The 16,150-nt window shown below is 67.7% G+C and carries 17 protein-coding genes (1 of these 17 cut by a window edge); 11 read left to right on the top strand and 6 right to left on the bottom strand.

The window, feature by feature from the left end; all coding sequences use genetic code 11:
- The first annotated feature begins 6 nt into the window (after positions 1–6).
- Genes E5F05_RS01120 through E5F05_RS01085 form a run of 8 tightly spaced genes read left to right on the top strand, consistent with a single transcriptional unit; the run spans position 7 to position 7,375 of the window.
- The gene (locus tag E5F05_RS01120) at positions 7–1,083 is read left to right on the top strand and encodes an aldo/keto reductase (protein ID WP_129117201.1); all 1,077 of its coding nucleotides are present in this window, start codon (positions 7–9) and stop codon (positions 1,081–1,083) included.
- Entirely contained in the window at positions 1,080–1,424 is a 345-nt protein-coding gene (locus E5F05_RS01115; RefSeq protein ID WP_206732966.1) for an L-rhamnose mutarotase, read from the top strand. Before E5F05_RS01120 ends, E5F05_RS01115 begins: the two co-directional genes overlap by 4 nt.
- Positions 1,421–2,236, top strand: a complete 816-nt coding sequence (locus E5F05_RS01110) for an amidohydrolase family protein (RefSeq protein WP_164973286.1) — start codon at positions 1,421–1,423, stop codon at positions 2,234–2,236. The genes E5F05_RS01115 and E5F05_RS01110 overlap by 4 nt, the downstream gene beginning before the upstream one ends.
- Positions 2,233–3,555, top strand: a complete 1,323-nt coding sequence (locus E5F05_RS01105; protein WP_129117199.1) for an L-fuconate dehydratase — start codon at positions 2,233–2,235, stop codon at positions 3,553–3,555. The genes E5F05_RS01110 and E5F05_RS01105 overlap by 4 nt, the downstream gene beginning before the upstream one ends.
- Entirely contained in the window at positions 3,552–4,295 is a 744-nt protein-coding gene (locus E5F05_RS01100) for an SDR family oxidoreductase (protein ID WP_129117198.1), read from the top strand. The genes E5F05_RS01105 and E5F05_RS01100 overlap by 4 nt, the downstream gene beginning before the upstream one ends.
- A complete protein-coding gene (locus E5F05_RS01095; protein WP_129117197.1) occupies positions 4,292–5,137 on the top strand; it encodes a fumarylacetoacetate hydrolase family protein in 846 nt (281 codons plus the stop codon). The genes E5F05_RS01100 and E5F05_RS01095 overlap by 4 nt, the downstream gene beginning before the upstream one ends.
- 40 nt (positions 5,138–5,177) lie before the next feature.
- Positions 5,178–6,626 carry a M81 family metallopeptidase gene (locus E5F05_RS01090; protein ID WP_129117196.1) on the top strand — a complete coding sequence of 483 codons (1,449 nt, stop codon included), beginning with the start codon at positions 5,178–5,180 and terminating at the stop codon, positions 6,624–6,626.
- Complete coding sequence (locus E5F05_RS01085; RefSeq protein WP_129117195.1) at positions 6,623–7,375, top strand: copper homeostasis protein CutC; 753 nt, start codon at positions 6,623–6,625, stop codon at positions 7,373–7,375. Before E5F05_RS01090 ends, E5F05_RS01085 begins: the two co-directional genes overlap by 4 nt.
- A gap of 364 nt (positions 7,376–7,739) precedes the next feature.
- Here the strand turns inward: E5F05_RS01085 and E5F05_RS21075 are convergent, their stop codons facing one another.
- The 6 genes from E5F05_RS21075 to lsrA all read right to left on the bottom strand — a co-directional run bounded on the left by E5F05_RS21075 (position 7,740) and on the right by lsrA (position 13,226).
- Positions 7,740–7,883, bottom strand: a complete 144-nt coding sequence (locus tag E5F05_RS21075) for a hypothetical protein (protein WP_164973285.1) — start codon at positions 7,881–7,883, stop codon at positions 7,740–7,742.
- Between the two features lie 52 nt (positions 7,884–7,935).
- Positions 7,936–8,085 carry a hypothetical protein gene (locus E5F05_RS21070; protein ID WP_164973284.1) on the bottom strand — a complete coding sequence of 50 codons (150 nt, stop codon included), beginning with the start codon at positions 8,083–8,085 and terminating at the stop codon, positions 7,936–7,938.
- Positions 8,086–8,615: 530 nt separating this feature from the next.
- A complete protein-coding gene (lsrB, locus tag E5F05_RS01080; RefSeq protein WP_129117194.1) occupies positions 8,616–9,638 on the bottom strand; it encodes an autoinducer 2 ABC transporter substrate-binding protein LsrB in 1,023 nt (340 codons plus the stop codon).
- 47 nt (positions 9,639–9,685) lie between these two features.
- Positions 9,686–10,699: an ABC transporter permease subunit gene (locus E5F05_RS01075; protein WP_129117193.1), complete on the bottom strand. Its 1,014-nt coding sequence runs from the start codon at positions 10,697–10,699 to the stop codon at positions 9,686–9,688.
- Positions 10,696–11,718 (bottom strand): autoinducer 2 ABC transporter permease LsrC, encoded by a 1,023-nt coding sequence (gene lsrC / locus E5F05_RS01070; RefSeq protein WP_129117192.1) that lies wholly within the window; start codon positions 11,716–11,718, stop codon positions 10,696–10,698. Before lsrC ends, E5F05_RS01075 begins: the two co-directional genes overlap by 4 nt.
- Positions 11,715–13,226: an autoinducer 2 ABC transporter ATP-binding protein LsrA gene (gene lsrA / locus E5F05_RS01065; RefSeq protein ID WP_129117191.1), complete on the bottom strand. Its 1,512-nt coding sequence runs from the start codon at positions 13,224–13,226 to the stop codon at positions 11,715–11,717. Before lsrA ends, lsrC begins: the two co-directional genes overlap by 4 nt.
- Positions 13,227–13,434: 208 nt before the next feature.
- On the opposite strand from lsrA, the gene E5F05_RS01060 reads away from it, so the two are divergent.
- The 3 genes in view from E5F05_RS01060 to E5F05_RS01050 are tightly spaced (at most 11 nt apart) and all read left to right on the top strand, a layout consistent with a single transcriptional unit that may run on beyond the window.
- Entirely contained in the window at positions 13,435–14,394 is a 960-nt protein-coding gene (locus E5F05_RS01060) for a sugar-binding domain-containing protein (RefSeq protein WP_206732965.1), read from the top strand.
- Positions 14,391–15,950, top strand: coding sequence for an autoinducer-2 kinase (gene lsrK / locus E5F05_RS01055; protein WP_129117190.1), 1,560 nt, complete (start codon positions 14,391–14,393; stop codon positions 15,948–15,950). Before E5F05_RS01060 ends, lsrK begins: the two co-directional genes overlap by 4 nt.
- An 11-nt stretch (positions 15,951–15,961) precedes the next feature.
- Positions 15,962–16,150 carry the 5' end (the start) of a cupin domain-containing protein gene (locus E5F05_RS01050; protein ID WP_129117189.1) on the top strand. Its footprint extends 201 nt past the window's final position, so 189 of the gene's 390 nt are visible here — the first part of the coding sequence; its start codon is at positions 15,962–15,964; its stop codon lies off the right edge, out of view.

Raw genomic sequence — 16,150 nt, 5'->3', positions numbered from 1 at the left:
GGTCTTATGGCAAATCCCCCGCTTTCCTCCCACGCCTCCGCCCGCGGGAAGGCCCCGGTTGCGACCCGTGCGCTCCTGAATGGGCGGGGCCACGTCTGCGCGCTGGGCCTCGGCACAGCCAACCTGGGCGGACTGTACGAGCCGTGCGAGCCGGACACCGCGCTTGACCTCGTGGATGAGGCGCTGGCGCTCGGCGTGACCCACCTCGACACCGCGCCCTGGTACGGCTTCGGGCAATCGGAGACGTACCTGCGGTCAGCCCTCGCCCCACACGCCCGCGAAACCTATACCCTCTCCACCAAAGTGGGCCGCCTGCTGCGCGCGGACGCCCCTGTCCACCCCTCGCAGATTGGAGAGGACGGGCAGAAGGTTTTTTGCACGTCCAGCCCCCTGAACGTCGTATACGACTATTCCTACGATGGAGTGCAGCGCAGTGTCGAGGAGAGCCTGGCGCGTCTGGGCCTGGATCGGCTGGACATCGCATTTATCCATGACCCGGACGTCACCGGTGTCCGTACCCGCGACTTGCTGGGTGGGGCGGCGCGCGCTCTGGAGGACCTGCGCGACCAGGGCGTCATCCGGGCCTACGGGGCGGGTATGAACCAGGCCGCCCAGCTCACGGAGATCGTGCGCGAGAGCGGCTGTGACGTGATCCTTCTCGCGGGCCGCTACACCCTGCTTGAACAGGGGGCGCTGGACGACCTGCTGCCCGCGTGTCTGGAACGGCGGGTAAGCGTGGTGGTGGGGGGCGTGTACAACAGCGGCCTGCTGGCCGACCCGGAGCACGGCCACTACGACTACGCGGCGGTACCGGAAGCCCTGCGGGACCGTGCCCGGCGGATGCAGGCCGTCTGCGCCCGCCACGGCGTCTCCCTCAAGGCCGCCGCCCTGCAATTCCCGGCGGCACACCCAGCCGTGGTGAGTACGCTCGTGGGGGTGGGCACCACGGCGCATCTGCGGGAGAACGTGGCCCTGTGGCAGCAGCCTGTGCCGCAAGACTGCTGGGCGGAACTCCGCGAAGCCGGGCTGCTGCGACCCGACGCACCCGTGCCGGATGCGCCCCCTGAACGGGAGATGCCGTGAGCGGCGTGAAACGGGTCGGGCAGGTGATCCGCCTGCGCCCCGAATACCGGGAAGCGTACCTCGCGCTGCATGCCGAGCCGTGGCCGGGTGTCCTCGCCACGCTTCAGGCCGCGAACATCCGCAACTACTCCATCTTCGAGTACGGGGAGCTACTGTTCGCGTACTTCGAGTACACCGGGGAAGACTGGGCGGCGGACACCGCCCGCATCGCCGCCGACCCGGTCACGCAGGCATGGTGGGCACGGACGGATCCCTGCCAGGAGCGCCTGCCCGGCACGCCGGATGGCGAGCAGTGGCTGACCCTGCCGCAGGTGTTCTGCATGCCGGGGGACGCGCCGTGAGGGGGCCGGTCATCGACACCCACATCCACTTCTGGCACCCGGAGCAGCTCCACTACTTCTGGCTGGCGGACAGCGAGCCGCTCTGCCGCCCCTTTCTCCCAGAGGCGCTGGACGCGGAGCGCCGGGCCGCCGGGGTGGTGGCGGGCATTTACGTGCAGGCCAGTCACGACCCGCGTGAGAATGCCTGGGCGCTCGACCTGGCGCGCCGGGTGGGGTGGATTCGGGGTGTGGTGGGCTGGCTGGACCTCACGGCGCCCCTGGAGAAACCCGCCGACCCGCTGTTCAAGGGGGTGCGGCACCTCACGCACGCCATCCCGGACCGGCTGTGGCTGCGCCGCGCCGACGTGGGGCACGCCCTGGACCGCCTCGCAGAGTGGAATCTGAGCGTGGACCTCGTCGTGCGCGCCGAGCAACTGCCGGAGGCTGAGCGTGCCATCCGGGAACATCCCGGCACGACCTTCATCCTCGACCACCTGGGCAACCCACCGTTGGAGGGCGACCTGACGCGCTGGCAGGATGACTTAAGCAGCGTGGCCGCCCTGCCGAATGTGGCCGTCAAGCTCAGCGGCCTGCTTACCCACTTCACGGCCCCGGTCGACGAGACGCGCCTCGCGGAAGCCGTCAGGCATGGCCTGAACGTTTTTGGTCCTGAGCGGGTCATGTACGGCGGCGACTGGCCCGTCAGCACCCTGAAGACTCCCTACCTCACCACCCTGGACACCCTGGCCCGCGCCGCCGGTCCGCTGGCGGACGCGCGCCTGTGGTGGGAGAACGCCTGCCGCTACTACCGTCTCGACCGGGAGCCCGCATGAAGATCACCCATGTCACCGTCAAGGACCTCCGTTTCCCCACCAGCCGGGATTTCTCCGGCAGCGACGCCATGAACCCGGACCCGGATTACAGCGCCGCCTACGTCATCCTCCACACCGATGGGGCGCTGGAAGGGCATGGCCTGACCTTCACCATCGGACGGGGCAACGACCTCGTGTGCGCCGCCGTGCAGGCCATTGCGGGCCGCCTGGTCGGGCGCAGCCTCGCGGATCTCACGCGGGATATGGGGGCCTTCTGGCACGAGTTGACCGGGGACAGCCAGATGCGCTGGCTCGGCCCGGACAAGGGCGTCGTGCACCTTGCCACGGGCGCCGTCGTGAACGCCGTGTGGGACCTGTGGGCGAAAGCGGAGGGCAAGCCCCTGTGGAAGCTGCTGGTGGACCTCACGCCGGAGGAACTCGTCCGCTGCCTGGACTTCCGGTACGTCACGGACGCCCTCACGCCGGAAGAGGCGCTGGCGCTGCTGCGAGAGGCTCGCCCCGGCGTGGAGGACCGTGAGGCGCACCTGCGCGCGCGCGGCTACCCGGCCTACACCACCAGCGCGGGCTGGCTGGGCTACAGCGACGAGAAAGTCCGCCGCCTTACCCAGGAGGCGCTGGACGCGGGTTTCGGCGGCTTCAAGATCAAGGTGGGCCGCGACCTGGAGAGTGACCGCCGCCGCGCGGCCATCGTGCGCGACGTGATCGGCCCCGACCGGGCCTTGATGGTGGATGCCAACCAGGTCTGGGAGGTGGAGGAGGCGATCGAGTACAGCCGCCAGCTCCTCGACTTCCGGCCCCTCTGGGTGGAGGAACCCACCAGCCCCGACGACCTGCTGGGCCACGCGCGGATCGACGCGGCGCTGCGGGAGGCAGGCACCCGCGTCGCCACCGGCGAGATGCTGCAAAACCGCCTGATGTTCAAGCAACTGCTGCAACTGGACGGGATCGGGTACGCGCAGATCGACGCCTGCCGGGTGGGTGGCGTGAACGAGAACCTGCTGATCATCCTGCTGGCCGCCAAGTTCGGCGTGAAGGTCTGCCCACACGCGGGCGGCGTGGGCCTGTGCGAGTACGTGCAGCACCTCAGCATGTGGGACTACGTGAGCGTCAGTGGGAGCCTGGAGGGCCGCTTCACCGAGTACGTGGACCACCTGCACGAGCATTTCCTCGACCCCGTCCGCATTGAGCGGGGTCATTACCTCGCGCCCATCCGGCCCGGCTACAGCATCGAGATGCACGCCCAGACCCTACTGGACTACCGCTACCCCGACGGTCCCGTCTGGACCCAGGAACATCGCCCCCAGGAAGTGCAGCCATGAACCGACTCGCCGGAAAGAATGTTCTCGTTACTGCCGCTGGTCAGGGGATCGGCCGCGCCATCGCTGAGCGCCTCATTGCCGAGGGCGGGAACGTCACCGCCACCGACCTCCGTCCGGAGTTGCTGGAAGGGCTGGACGCCCGGACCCGCGCGCTGGACGTAACCCGCCGTGACCAGATTCAGGCGCTGGTGGATGAGCTGGGCACCGTGGACGTGTTGGTGAACAGTGCCGGGTTCGTCCACAACGGCACGATCCTTGACACGACCGACGCCGACTGGGACTTCAGCTTCAACCTGAACGCCCGCTCGATGTTCTGGACCATGCAGGCCGTGCTGCCGGGGATGCTTGCCACCGGGGGGGGGTGCATCATCAACGTGGCGTCCGTGGCGAGCAGCATCCTCGGCGTGCCGAACCGCTTCGTGTATGGTGCGAGCAAGGCTGCCGTGATCGGGATGACCCGGTCGGTGGCCGCCGACTACGTCACGCGGGGCGTGCGTGTGAACGCCATCTGCCCCGGCACCGTGGAAAGCCCCAGCTTGCGGGAGCGTATCCGCGCGCAGGCCGCGGCCAGCGGCGAGGACGAGGAGACTGTGTACGCTGCCTTTGTCGCCCGGCAACCGCTGGGACGAATCGGGAAACCGGGGGAGGTTGCGGCCCTTGCCGCGTACCTCGCCAGCGACGAAGCCAGCTTCACGACAGGCCAGATTCACGTCATCGACGGCGGCTGGAGCAACGCATGAAGCTGCTGCGCTACGGCCCCGCCGGGCAGGAACGTCCTGGCCTGCTCGACGCGAGCGGCACACTCCGCGACCTGAGCGCCATGATTCCCGACCTCACGCCCGCCACGCTGACCCCGGCGACCCTGGACCGGCTGCGCGCCCTCTCCCCGCAGGACCTTCCTGCTGTGACGGTCCAGCCACGCCTGGGGCCCTGCGTCGGCCAGGTGGGGAAGTTCGTGTGCATTGGCCTGAACTACCGCCACCACGCCGACGAAACCGGGGCGGCGTATCCGGAAGAACCTATCCTCTTCATGAAGGCCACCAGCGCCATCATTGGCCCGAACGATGATGTCCTGCTCCCCCCGGGAAGCACGAAGAGTGACTGGGAGGTCGAACTTGGTGTCGTGATCGGCAGGCTAGCAAAGCGCGTGAGCGAGGCTGACGCCCTTTCCCACATCGCCGGGTACTGTGTCGTCAACGACCTGTCCGAACGTGAGTACCAACTGGAACGCGGCGGCACCTGGGACAAGGGCAAGGGCTGCGACACCTTCGGCCCGATTGGCCCCTGGCTCGTCACCACCGACGACGTCCCCGATCCGCAGGCCCTCGGCCTGTGGTTGGATGTGGACGGGGTGCGCCGCCAGACGGGGCATACGGGCGACATGATCTTCAGCGTCGCGCAGATCGTGAGCTATGTCAGCCGCTTCATGAGCCTCCAGCCCGGCGACATCATCAGCACCGGCACGCCGCACGGGGTCGCCCTCGGCATGACCCCACCTCCCTACCTGCGACCGGGGCAGGTCATGCATCTCGGCATCGACGGTCTGGGCGAGCAGCGCCAGACCTGCCGCGCCGACATCTGACCCCTGTCCCCTCCCAGGTTCTCTCCAAGAAGGAGCATGTATGCGTATCGCCGTCGGCGGCATCCACACCGAGTGCAGCACCTACAATCCGGTGCTCAGCGAGGACCATCACTTCCGGGTCGTGCGTGGCCCGGAGTTGCCCCAGCACCCCAACTTCACCTACCTGCAAGACACGCAGCACGAGATCATCCCCGTGCTGCACGCCCGCGCCATCCCCGGCGGTCCCGTGTCCCACGAGACGTACCAGCGCTTCAAGGCCGAGTTCCTCGAAGGTCTGCGCGCCGCGCTGCCCCTCGATGGGGTGTACCTGGCGATGCACGGGGCCATGTTCGTTGAAGGTCTGCTGGACGCCGAGGGCGACTGGATCGCCGCGACCCGCGAGGTGGTCGGCGAGGGCTGCCTGATCTGCGCCAGCTACGACCTGCACGGCAACCTCAGCGGACGCATCATCGACAACCTCGACGCTCTGACGGCCTACCGCACCGCGCCGCATATCGACGTGTTCGAGACGCAGCAGCGGGCCTTCGACCTGCTCGTCCACTGCCTGGAGCAGGGCGTCCGCCCCCGTCTCTCCTGGGTACCCATCCCAGTACTTCTGCCGGGCGAGCGGACGAGCACCGAGGACGAACCCGCCCGGCGCCTGTACGCCGAACTGGGCGAGTTCGGCGCCCTGCCCGGCGTGCTGGACGCCTCTCTGCTCGTCGGGTATGTCTGGGCGGACGAGCCACGGGCCACGGCCAGCGCGGTCATCACCGCCCTGGAGATGCCCGCCGATCAGCAGGCCACCGCAACGGAGGCACTGGCCCAGCGGTACTGGGACGCCCGGCAAGAGTTTCAGTTCGGTACACGGGTGGGCAACGTCGAGGAATGCGTCACCTGGGCGAAGGCCAGCGAGACCGTGCCAGTGATCCTGGCTGACTCCGGCGACAATCCGACTGGGGGCGGTGTGGGGGACCGGGCCGACGTCCTGCGCGAACTCCTGCGGCAGGACGTGCCAGGCGTCCTCGTGGCGGGCATTGCCGACGCTCCTGCCACTCGGCAATGCTTCGAGGCCGGACTGGGGGCTACCGTCGAGCTTCAGGTGGGCGGCCAGCTCGACTCCAGCAGCCCGCCCGTGACCTTCCGGGGAAAGGTGCTGCACCTCGATCCCGGAACGGACACGGGCAACCCGCAGGCCGTCGTACAGGGTGGTGGCGTCACCCTGGTGCTCGCGAGCCAGCGCCGCCCCTACCATGACCTCGCGGACTTCGGGCGCCTCGGCCTCGACCCCCGGCAGGTGGGGGTGCTCGTCGTGAAGTCCGGCTACCTCTCCCCGGAACTGGCCCCCCTGGCAAATCCCAGCTTGATGGCCCTCTCCCCGGGCGTGGTCGACCAGGACATTCCCCGGCTGGAGCGGCGGCAGACCCACCGCCCCACCTTTCCGTTCGACCAGGCGTTTGAGTGGACCCCGGTGGCCCGCTTCTCCAGGCAGCCCGCCCGACAAGCATGACTCCGTTGATCGAGGTGTGCGTTGAGGGTGTGGACGCGGTGGTGACCGCCCAGCAGAACGGGGCCGACCGGGTAGAACTCTGTGCGGGGTTGGCCCTGGGGGGCCTGACACCTGGCCCCGGCGTCGTGGAACGTGCCCTGGAGGTGGCCCGGATTCCGGTGCATGTCCTCGTCCGCCCGCGTGAAGGGGACTTCCTGTACTCCGATGAGGAATTCACTACCCTGTTGCGTGACGTGGAATGGCTGCGGGAATGCAGCGTCCACGGCGTTGTCATCGGTTGCCTCACGCAGGCAGGAGAGGTGGACCGGGAACGCACCCGGCAACTGGTCCAGGCCGCGCGCCCCATGAGCGTCACGTTCCACCGGGCCTTCGATCAGGCGCGCGATCCCCTGGAAGCCCTGGAGGTGCTGGTGGAGTGTGGGGTAGACCGTGTCCTCACCAGCGGCCAGCGAGGGAGTGCCGTGGAAGGAGCAGCGACGCTGAGGCAACTTGTCAGCGCGGCGGGGAACCGCATCACCATTCTGGGGTGCGGCGGGCTGCGGCCCCACAACATCAGGCAGGTGCTGGAGGGTGTACCCCTGGCAGAGGTGCATTTCTCCGCGCTGCAAGCCGTCCCCAGCCCGATGACATTCGGGCAGACTCAGGTTCACTTCAACAAGGCTGCGCCGGACACGGAGGACCTTAAGCGGGAAACCAGTGCAGAGCAGGTGCGGCGGATGGTCGAACTCATCCGCACGTTCATGGGGTAAGGAGCTGCGGTTCCGGCGGTTGTGGCAAGTTACGGACTTCGAGGAACGAGGAAGCAGAGGAGCCTCAGGAAAACAGGCGGTTTGAACTTTGGCTCTTCCTGGCTTTTAGGGAGCTGAGAAGAGGAGCAGGGGGGGCTGGGAGCCGAGCAGGGAATGACCGCGCTGGCGAATGTTGTACATGGTCTGAAAGAAGCCGATATAGAGCGGCGGGAGCCGTTGGGAGATACCGCGGTGGGGACGAAACCGGGAGCGAAATAGACCCCAGACGCCTTCGTGTTGTCGTGAACTTCGCTCAGGCTGGCCCCCTTCGCATCACGAGCAAAACTCTCCCTCACCATGACTGACGGTCAGGTGGGTGCACCTCTCACTCAGGCAAACGGGCGTAGCTGCTGTAGTCGGTGTTGATACAGCTTCCGCCCTGAATCACCTGCGTGATCCAGGGTTTGATGGTGCGGTGCTGAACGTTGTTGGACATCCGCAGGAAGAGCTGACCGCCGCGGGCGATCATGTCCAGAACAGTCGCCCTCTCTGTGGCGGGCGAGGACGGGACACGGCCCCCTTCAGGCGTCCTCTTCAGCCAGCACGCCCCTTTTCCGGACCTCGCGGGGCTGGTGCCCCGCAGTGAGGTACACCTCGCCGATTTCAACGGTGCCCGAGAGCTGCGGCGTGGTCGACGCCTCCACCACGCTTTGCCGGAGGGGTTGCGTCATCTGCTGCGCATCGTCTTCGTTCAGCCCGAGTTCGTGAGCGGGTCTTTCGGTGGCTGAGATTCAATCCCAGCAGGTACAGACAGGCGACCCACACCCGCAGCGGTTGACGGTGTCCAGCGAAGACCGTCCCCGTTAGGCCATCGAACTTCTGCCAGCGTGCGAGACAGCACGACCGCTGTCTCGCACGCCGGGTGGCGTCACGTCCCTGTTTCTTCACTTGAGGAGAGCGGCAGTCCGGGCGGCGTATACCTTCAGGCCAGCGACGTTCTCGAACGACCTGGAAGCACTTCTCGTCGACGCCCGAGCAGGTCCGGCACTGGGACGAGCACTTCCGGAATGAACCTGTGGGGCCGGAACTCCGGGTGCCGCCGGGCATGACGGTGTAGCCAATTGGCGGGGGAGGGGGCGGCAACACCATGACCTGTAGCGCCTTGCCGAAGGAACTCCGTTCCCCTTCAGGCCACGGTCGCCCAGCAAGCGGGCCAGTGGGGTTCCCGAAAGTCCCCACTGGCCACACCCCGTCGGGCAGCTCAGAAGTTGTACTTGTCGATGTTGTCCTTCGTGAAGACCACCCGCTCGGGCAGCAGGATGATGCCGTTGTTCGGCGCCTCGTACGTATAGCCCTGCACGCTGTTGGGCGACACCTTCACCGTGCCTACGCCAGGCACGTTGACGCTGTCGCCCACCTTGAGCTTGCCGTTCTTCAGAATCTGGTTGGCCACGGACACCGCGATGCGGCCCTGCTTGGTGACGTCCCACAGCCCGAACTGCTTGACGGTGCCGCGCTTGACGTAGGGGCGCATCACGTTGGGCGTGCTGAAGCCCACGATCACCACCTTGCCGTTGCGGTTCAGGTTCTCGGCGGCCTGGGCGGCGGCGGGCAGTGCATTGGCGTCCGGCGCGATAATCGCGTCGAGGTCCGGGTAGGTCTTGAGAATCGACTCGGCGGTCTGGAGTGACTTCTGCGCGTCGTTGTAGCCGTACTGGGTGGTCACGATCTGCCAGCCCGGGTGCTCCTTGGCGATCTTGGCCTTGGCCGCCTTGACCCACTGGTTCTGGTCGGTTACGGTCGGACTGCTGTAGAAAAAGGCCACCTTGGCATTGGGCTTGGCCCCCAGCTGGCTGGCCGCCATATCCACCAGCATGCCGCCGAGCTGGTCGGGCGTGCCCTGATTGACATAGTAGTTGCGGCACTCCGGGTTCACGTCACTGTCCCAGGTCATCACCAGGATGCCGCGCTGCATCGCCCGCTTGAGGGAGGGACACAGGCCGTCCGGGCTGACGCTGGAGACGATGATGGCCTTGTAGCCCTGGTTGATGTAGTTGTTGATGAACTGCACCTGCCCGGAGACGCTGGGTTCGGTCGGCCCATCGTAGGTGACGGGAACACCGAGTTCCTTGCCGGTGTCGGTGGCGCCCTTCCCGCCGCTGGTGAAGAAGCCCACCCCCACCAGCTTGGGAATGAAGGCGATCTTCCCGGTGCCCTGGGCCAAGGCCAGGCCGGTGGCGACGGCGGCGGCGGACAGCAGGGCGGTGAGCGTTTTGCGGTTCATAAGACCTCCTGGGGGAGCGGGAAGCGGCGGGAGAAGGGGCCTCTGCTTCAGGGGGATGCCGCCGGTCCTCCTTTCGTCTGTCTCAGCACCCGGCGGTTCTGGTGCCAGCGCGTGAGCATCAGGGTCAGGGTCCGGAGGGCGACCGCGGCGATCAGCAGGACGCCGGAGAGGGTGTTCGAGATCTGACTGGAGACGCCGACCGCCTGCAGGCCGATCTGCAGGTAGCCGACGATGAAGACGGCCAGGACAGTGCCGAGGATGCTGCCGGACCCCCCGTAGATGCTGGCCCCGCCCAGCACCACCGCCGTCAGCGCCGGGAGAAGCGCGGTGCTGCCCAGGTCGGCGCGGGCGCTGGAGAAGTACGAACTCAGCACCAGACCCGCCAGGGCCGCGAGGACGCCAGCGATCACGTAGCTCCAGGTCCGCACCCGGCGAACCGGGAGGCCGCTGTAGCGGGCAGTGCGGTCATTACTGCCGATCAGGTAGAGCTGCCGACCGTAGCGGCTGCGCCCCAGCAGGAGGCCCACCAGGAGCGCGAGCCCCACGAACAGCAGCAGGGGGTAGGGAATGGGGCCGACCGTCCCGTTGGCCAGCGTCGAGAAGGCGTCGGGAAAGCCGCTGATGCCCTCGTAGCCGTTGGCTCCCACCGTGCCCGAGAGCAGCAGGGCCAGGCCGCCGTAAAGGTACAGGGTGGCCAGGGTGATGACGAGCGGCTGCACCTGCGTCACGGTGATCAAAAAGGCGTTGAGCGCCCCGGCTGCGGCCCCCGCCAGCAGGCCGAGCAGGCAGGCGAGGACCAGCGGGATGCCGTGCGACCAGGCCACGCCCATGGTGATCGCCGCCAGGCTGACGGTGCTCCCGACACTCACGTCGATGCCGCCGCCCACCACGACCAGCGTGAGGCCCAGCGCCACGATGCCGATCGCGATGAAGTCGCTGGTGCTCATCAGCAGGTTGCCCAGGTTGGCAAAGCTGGAATTCAGCAGCGAGAAGAGCAGCAGTTCCAGAATCAGGGCCACCAGCAGGCCCACTTCCCAGCCCATACCGCGCAGGCTCTTCATAGCTGCCTCTCCTTGACGGTGGGCAGGCTGCTTTGCGCCCGCTCCTCGTGGGCGCGCCGGTACCGCTCCAGGCGCAGGCCCTGCATCACCCGTTCCCGGATGCGGGCATCGATCACCAGCACCACGAGCAGGATCAGGCCTGCCACCATGTCGTTCCAGTACGCCGGGACCTTCAGGAACACCAGGAAGCTGTCGACACTGGTCAGGAAAAAGGCGCCGAGGACCGCGCCGAGCACCGTGCCCACGCCGCCCAGCAGGCTGATGCCGCCGATGACGCTGGCGGCAATCGCCCGCAGCTCGATGCCGGTGCCCGCCTGGCTGGGGATGAAGCCGATCTGGGCGGTGAAAATGATCCCGGCCACGGCCGCGCAGAGACCTGCCAGGCTGAAGGCGGCGATTTGCACCCGCCGGGGCCGGATGCCCAGGAGTTCGGCGCCCGCCGGGTTGTCGCCGGTCGCGTACATGGCCCGGCCTGCGGCGGTGGAGCGGAGAAAGAGCGCCAGGCCCACCAGGGTGACCACCGCGAGCCAGACCACTGGGGGAAGGCCCAGCAGCCCCGGCTGGGCCAGACGCTTCACGTTGTCCGGCAGATTCTCGATCCACTTGCCCTGGGTCAGGATCAGGGTCAGGCCGCGGTAGATGCCGAGCGTCCCGAGGGTGGCGACGATGGGCGGCACCTGGAGCTGGGTCACGATCAGGCCGTTCAGGAAGCCCGCCGCCAGCCCCACCAGCAGCGTGAGCGGCAGCGCCACCTCCAGGCCGAGGCCGCGTTGCAACAGCAGGCCCAGGCTCACGGCGCTCAGGCCCAGGATCGATCCCAGCGAGACGTCGATTCCCCGCGTGAGAATCACCACCGTGGCCCCGGCGGCCACCACCATCAGGATCAGGGCGTTCTTGAAGATCAGGCTGACCGAGTCCAGGCCCGCGAATTCCGGCCGGAGCAGGGCCAGGCCCCCGAACAACAGCAGGGTCAGGAGCAGGATGGACAGCTCCCGGTGGTCATTCAGCAGCCGGATCATACGGGAACCGGCCTCCGCTCGAAGCAGCGCCCGGCGATGGCCTCCGGCGTGAGCTGTTCCCCATGCAGCTCCCCGGTGATGAGGCCCTGGCGCATGATCAGGGCGCGGTCACTCAGCCGGGCCACCTCCTCGAAGTCCGAGGAGATCAGCAGCACGGCCACGCCCCGCGCGGCCAGCGCGTCGATGATCGCGTAGATCTCGTTGCGGGCCAGCACGTCGACCCCGCGGGTCGGCTCGTCCAGGATCAGCACCCGGGGCTCGCAGGCCAGGCACTTGGCGATCAGGGCCTTCTGCTGGTTGCCGCCCGAAAGCTGCCGCAGTTCCTGACCCGGACCCTGGCAGCGGATCGCCAGTTCCTCGATCATCTGCCTGGCCTGCCGGTGGACCCGCCCGGCATCCAGCAGCCACCCCTCACGGTGCAGGACTGCACTGGAGGTGTTCCAGGCGATGGAGGTGTCCAGGAAGAGGCCCTGGTGCTGCCGGTCCTCGGTCAGGTAGACCACGCCCGCGTCCAGCGCCGCGCGGTGTGACCCGGGGCGCAGCGTCTGCTCGCCCATGCGGACCTGCCCCTGATCGGGCTGGCGCAACCCGACGATGGTTTCGGCCAGTTCGGTGCGGCCGGACCCGATCACGCCAGCAATGCCGAGAACCTCGCCTGCATGAAGGTCGAAGGTCAGCGGGCCGAAGCCCTCCCCCGCGTACTCCACCACCTGCAAGGCGGCCTGGGTTCCGACCTGCCGGTTCACCTCGCGGCTGCTCTGGCCGGGATCCTCGTTGGTCATCGCCCGGACGATGCCAGCGTCCGTGAAGTCCTCGGGGCGGCCCCGCAGCACGATCTCCCCGTCCCGCAGCACGCTGATGGCGTCACAGAGTTCGCGAATCTCGTGCAGCTTGTGGGAAATGAAGAAGATGCCGACGCCGTCCTGGGTCAGTCGGCGCAGGCGGCCAAAGAGGAGCTGCGTCTCCTTGGGCGTCAGCGAGGAAGTCGGCTCGTCGAGGATCAGGACCCGGGCGCGGCGCATCAGACCGCGCAGGATCTCCACCAACTGCTGCTGGGCAACATCGAGGTAGCGGGCTGGCAGCCGGAGGTCGAGCTCGAGTTCCAGCAGATTCATCAGCTTCTCGAGCCGGGAGCGCTGATCCGCCTCACGGGGCAGACGCAGGGTGACATTCTCCAGCACGCTGAGATTGGGAAAGAGCAGGGGCTCCTGAGGAACCAGGTAGGCCCCGAGACGATGCACGGCGGCGGGGGACGCCTGGCCCAGGAGGGTGCCGAGCAGCCGCACCTCGCCGCGTTCCGGCCGGTACAGCCCGGCCAGCACTTTCATCAAGGTGCTCTTGCCCGCACCGTTGCCGCCCAGCAGGGCGTGGATCTCGCCCGCCCTCAGGGTCAGGTTGACGCCCCGGAGCACCGGCACGCCGCCGAAAATCTTCCAGACATCGCAAATCTCGACCAGCGCCGCTGGCGGGGGACCGGGTGGACCGTCGGGTGAAGCCGCATACGCCATGTGAACCTCATGGTCGGGCATCTGAGCATTTGATTCGTATGTGTACTTTGGTTCATTCATACCACCCCCTCTGGGTACTGTCAATCCAGCACGGACCCCCCTCTTCCGACTACACCTCCGGTTGACAGCGGCCTCACCCACAGGCGTATAGTTTGAACAGTTCGCAGCAACAACAACATTTGTTCACTCTGGGGGCCAGAGGGGGTCTATGGCACTGAAAGCCTTTGAATCGCCCATCACCGACGTGGAGATGGAGGACGAGGAGTTGCTCAGCCGCGCGGCCTGGTACTACTACCACGACGGCCTCACTCAGGCGGATATCGGCGAGCGCCTCAATCTTCCCCGGCTGAAGATCTCGCGCATGCTCGAAAAGGCCCGCAGGCTGGGACTGATTCAGGTCCAGGTCAACTCCACCTACGGCAGTTGCCTCGCCCTGGAGCGCGCCCTCACTGGGCGTTTCGGACTGCATACCAGCGTGGTGATCCCCTCGCTGGAAGGCGGCCACCTGAATGACCGGCTGGGCCAGGCGGCCGCGCAGTACCTGATGCAGACCCTCAAGCCAGGCGCCATGCTGGCGATCGGCTGGGGCGACACCGTCACCCGCGCGCTCCAGCGCCTCGCCTACACGGTGGCCAGCCGGAACATCTCCATCATCAGCCTGACGGGAGGCGTGACCGGGTACCTGCAAGGGCTGGGCCTGCCGCAGATCGCCGCCCCCAACATCCACCTGATCCCGGCCCCCATCGTCGCCAGTTCCGCCACGCTCGCCCAGGCGCTGCGGGAGGAGCCGCAGATCGCTGAGCTGTTCGCCATGACCCGGCTGGCCCACGCAGCCCTGGTCGGGATCGGCGCGACCAACGCGCAGGCCACCCTGGTGCAGTCTGGCTATGTCAGCCCGGCGGAACTGACCCTCTTCCAGCGGATGGGAGCGGTCGGCGACATCCTGGGACAGTTCTTCGACAGGAGCGGCACGCCCCTCGATATCCCGCTGCACCAGCAGCTGATCGGCGTGAGCCTGGAACAGTTGCGGGGAATCCCGATCCGCATCGGGGCCTCGGGCGGGAGCCAGAAGGTGGCTGCCATGATCGGCGCGCTCCGCGGCGGACACATCAACGTGCTGATCACCGATGAGGAGACGGCGGCGGCACTGCTGAGGGAGGACACATGAGTGGCTCCCTGCTGGCCATCGATGCCGGAACAGGGAGCGTGCGCGCGGTCCTCTTCACCCCTGAGGGCGAGCAGCGGGCGGTCGCCAGCCAGGAGTGGACCCACGAGGGGGACGGCACACCCGGCGTCATGAATTTCGCCGTGGAACGCAACTGGCGGCTGATCTGCGACTGCATTCGGCAGGTCATGCAGCGCGGCGGAGTCAGTGCGGACCAGGTGCTGGCCGTCAGCGCGAGCAGCATGCGCGAGGCCATCGTGCTCTACGACCGGGACGGCCGCGAGATCTGGGCCTGCGCCAACGTCGACGCGCGGGCGGCGGATCAGGTGAGGTTCCTCCAGCAGCAACACACCGACCTCGAACAGCAGACCTACCGGGAGAGCGGGCAGACCTATGCCCTGAGCGCCATCCCGCGGCTCCTCTGGATCAAGCAGCACCAGCCCGAGCTGTTCGCCCGGGTCCACCGGCTCAGCATGCTGAGCGACTGGGTGCTCTACCGCCTCAGCGGCGCGCTCGCCAGTGACCCGTCCAACGCCTGCACCAGCGGGATGTTCAGCCTGCGCCGCCGCGACTGGTCCACCCTGGGGCTGGAGCGCCTCGGCCTGCCCACGGACATCTTCCCGCCCGTCGTCGAGGCTGGCACCGCCTTTGCCGAGGTCAGCCCGCAAGCTGCCCGCGACACCGGCCTGCACGCGGGCACGCCGGTGGTGATGGGTGGCGGCGATGTCCAGCTCGGCTGCGTGGGGCTGGGCGTGGTGGGACCGGGGGACACGGCGATCCTGGGCGGCACCTTCTGGCAGCAGGAGGTGAACCTGCCCGCCCCCACGGTGGACCCCGCCATGGACATCCGGGTCAACTGCCACGCGGTCCCGGGCCTCTGGCAGGCGGAAACCATCGCCTTCTTCGTCGGCGCCTCGATGCGCTGGTTCCGGGACGTCTTCTGTCAGGACGAGAAGAAGCGGGCGGAACTGGAGGGCGTCGACGCCTACACGTTGCTGGAGGAGCAGGCGCGGCAGGTGCCCCCCGGCGCCCACGGCGTCCTCCCGATCTTCAGTGACGTCATGCGCTACAGCGCCTGGTATCACGCCGCCCCCTCATTCCTGAACCTCTCACTCGACCCGTCGCAGTCGGGCCGCCATGTCCTGTTCCGTTCCCTCCAGGAGAACGCCGCCATCGTCACCGCCCAGAACCTGCTGCTGATCCGGCAGTTCACACACATCGACAGCGACGTGCTGACGTTTGCTGGCGGGGGCAGCAAGGGTGACCTGTGGTGCCAGATCCTGGCGGATGTCACGGGCAAGCCCGTCCGCGTCCCCGTCGTCAAGGAGGCCACGGCCCTCGGCACCGCGATTGCCGCCGGGACAGGGGCAGACATCTACCCCACCCTGGCCGAGGGAGGCACCGCTCTGGTGCGCTGGGAACGCATCTACACGCCCGATCCCCAGACCACGGCCCTCTACGAGCAGGTGGCCGCCCGCTGGAAGGAAGCGTACCGGGTCCAGCGGGGCCTGGTCGACCGGCAGGTCACCGACTCGCTCTGGAAAGCGCCAGGACTCTGAAGGAGGTTCACATGCATCAGGCCAAGATCGACGAGACGCCCCTGAGGTACGACACCTACGGCCCCGGGTACCTGTCACGGGGCCCCCGGACCGATTTCGGGGTGGTGGTGCTGCCGCCCGGGCAGGACTTCCCGAACCACTACCACGAGCAGACCGAGGAATCCTTTTTCACCCTGGAAGGCCGCGTGACCCTCTGGACC

The sequence above is a fragment of the Deinococcus metallilatus genome (assembly GCF_004758605.1).
Lineage (GTDB): Bacteria > Deinococcota > Deinococci > Deinococcales > Deinococcaceae > Deinococcus > Deinococcus metallilatus.
Note: the sequence above shows the minus strand (reverse complement) of the source record. Positions and strands in the feature narration are given on the sequence as shown.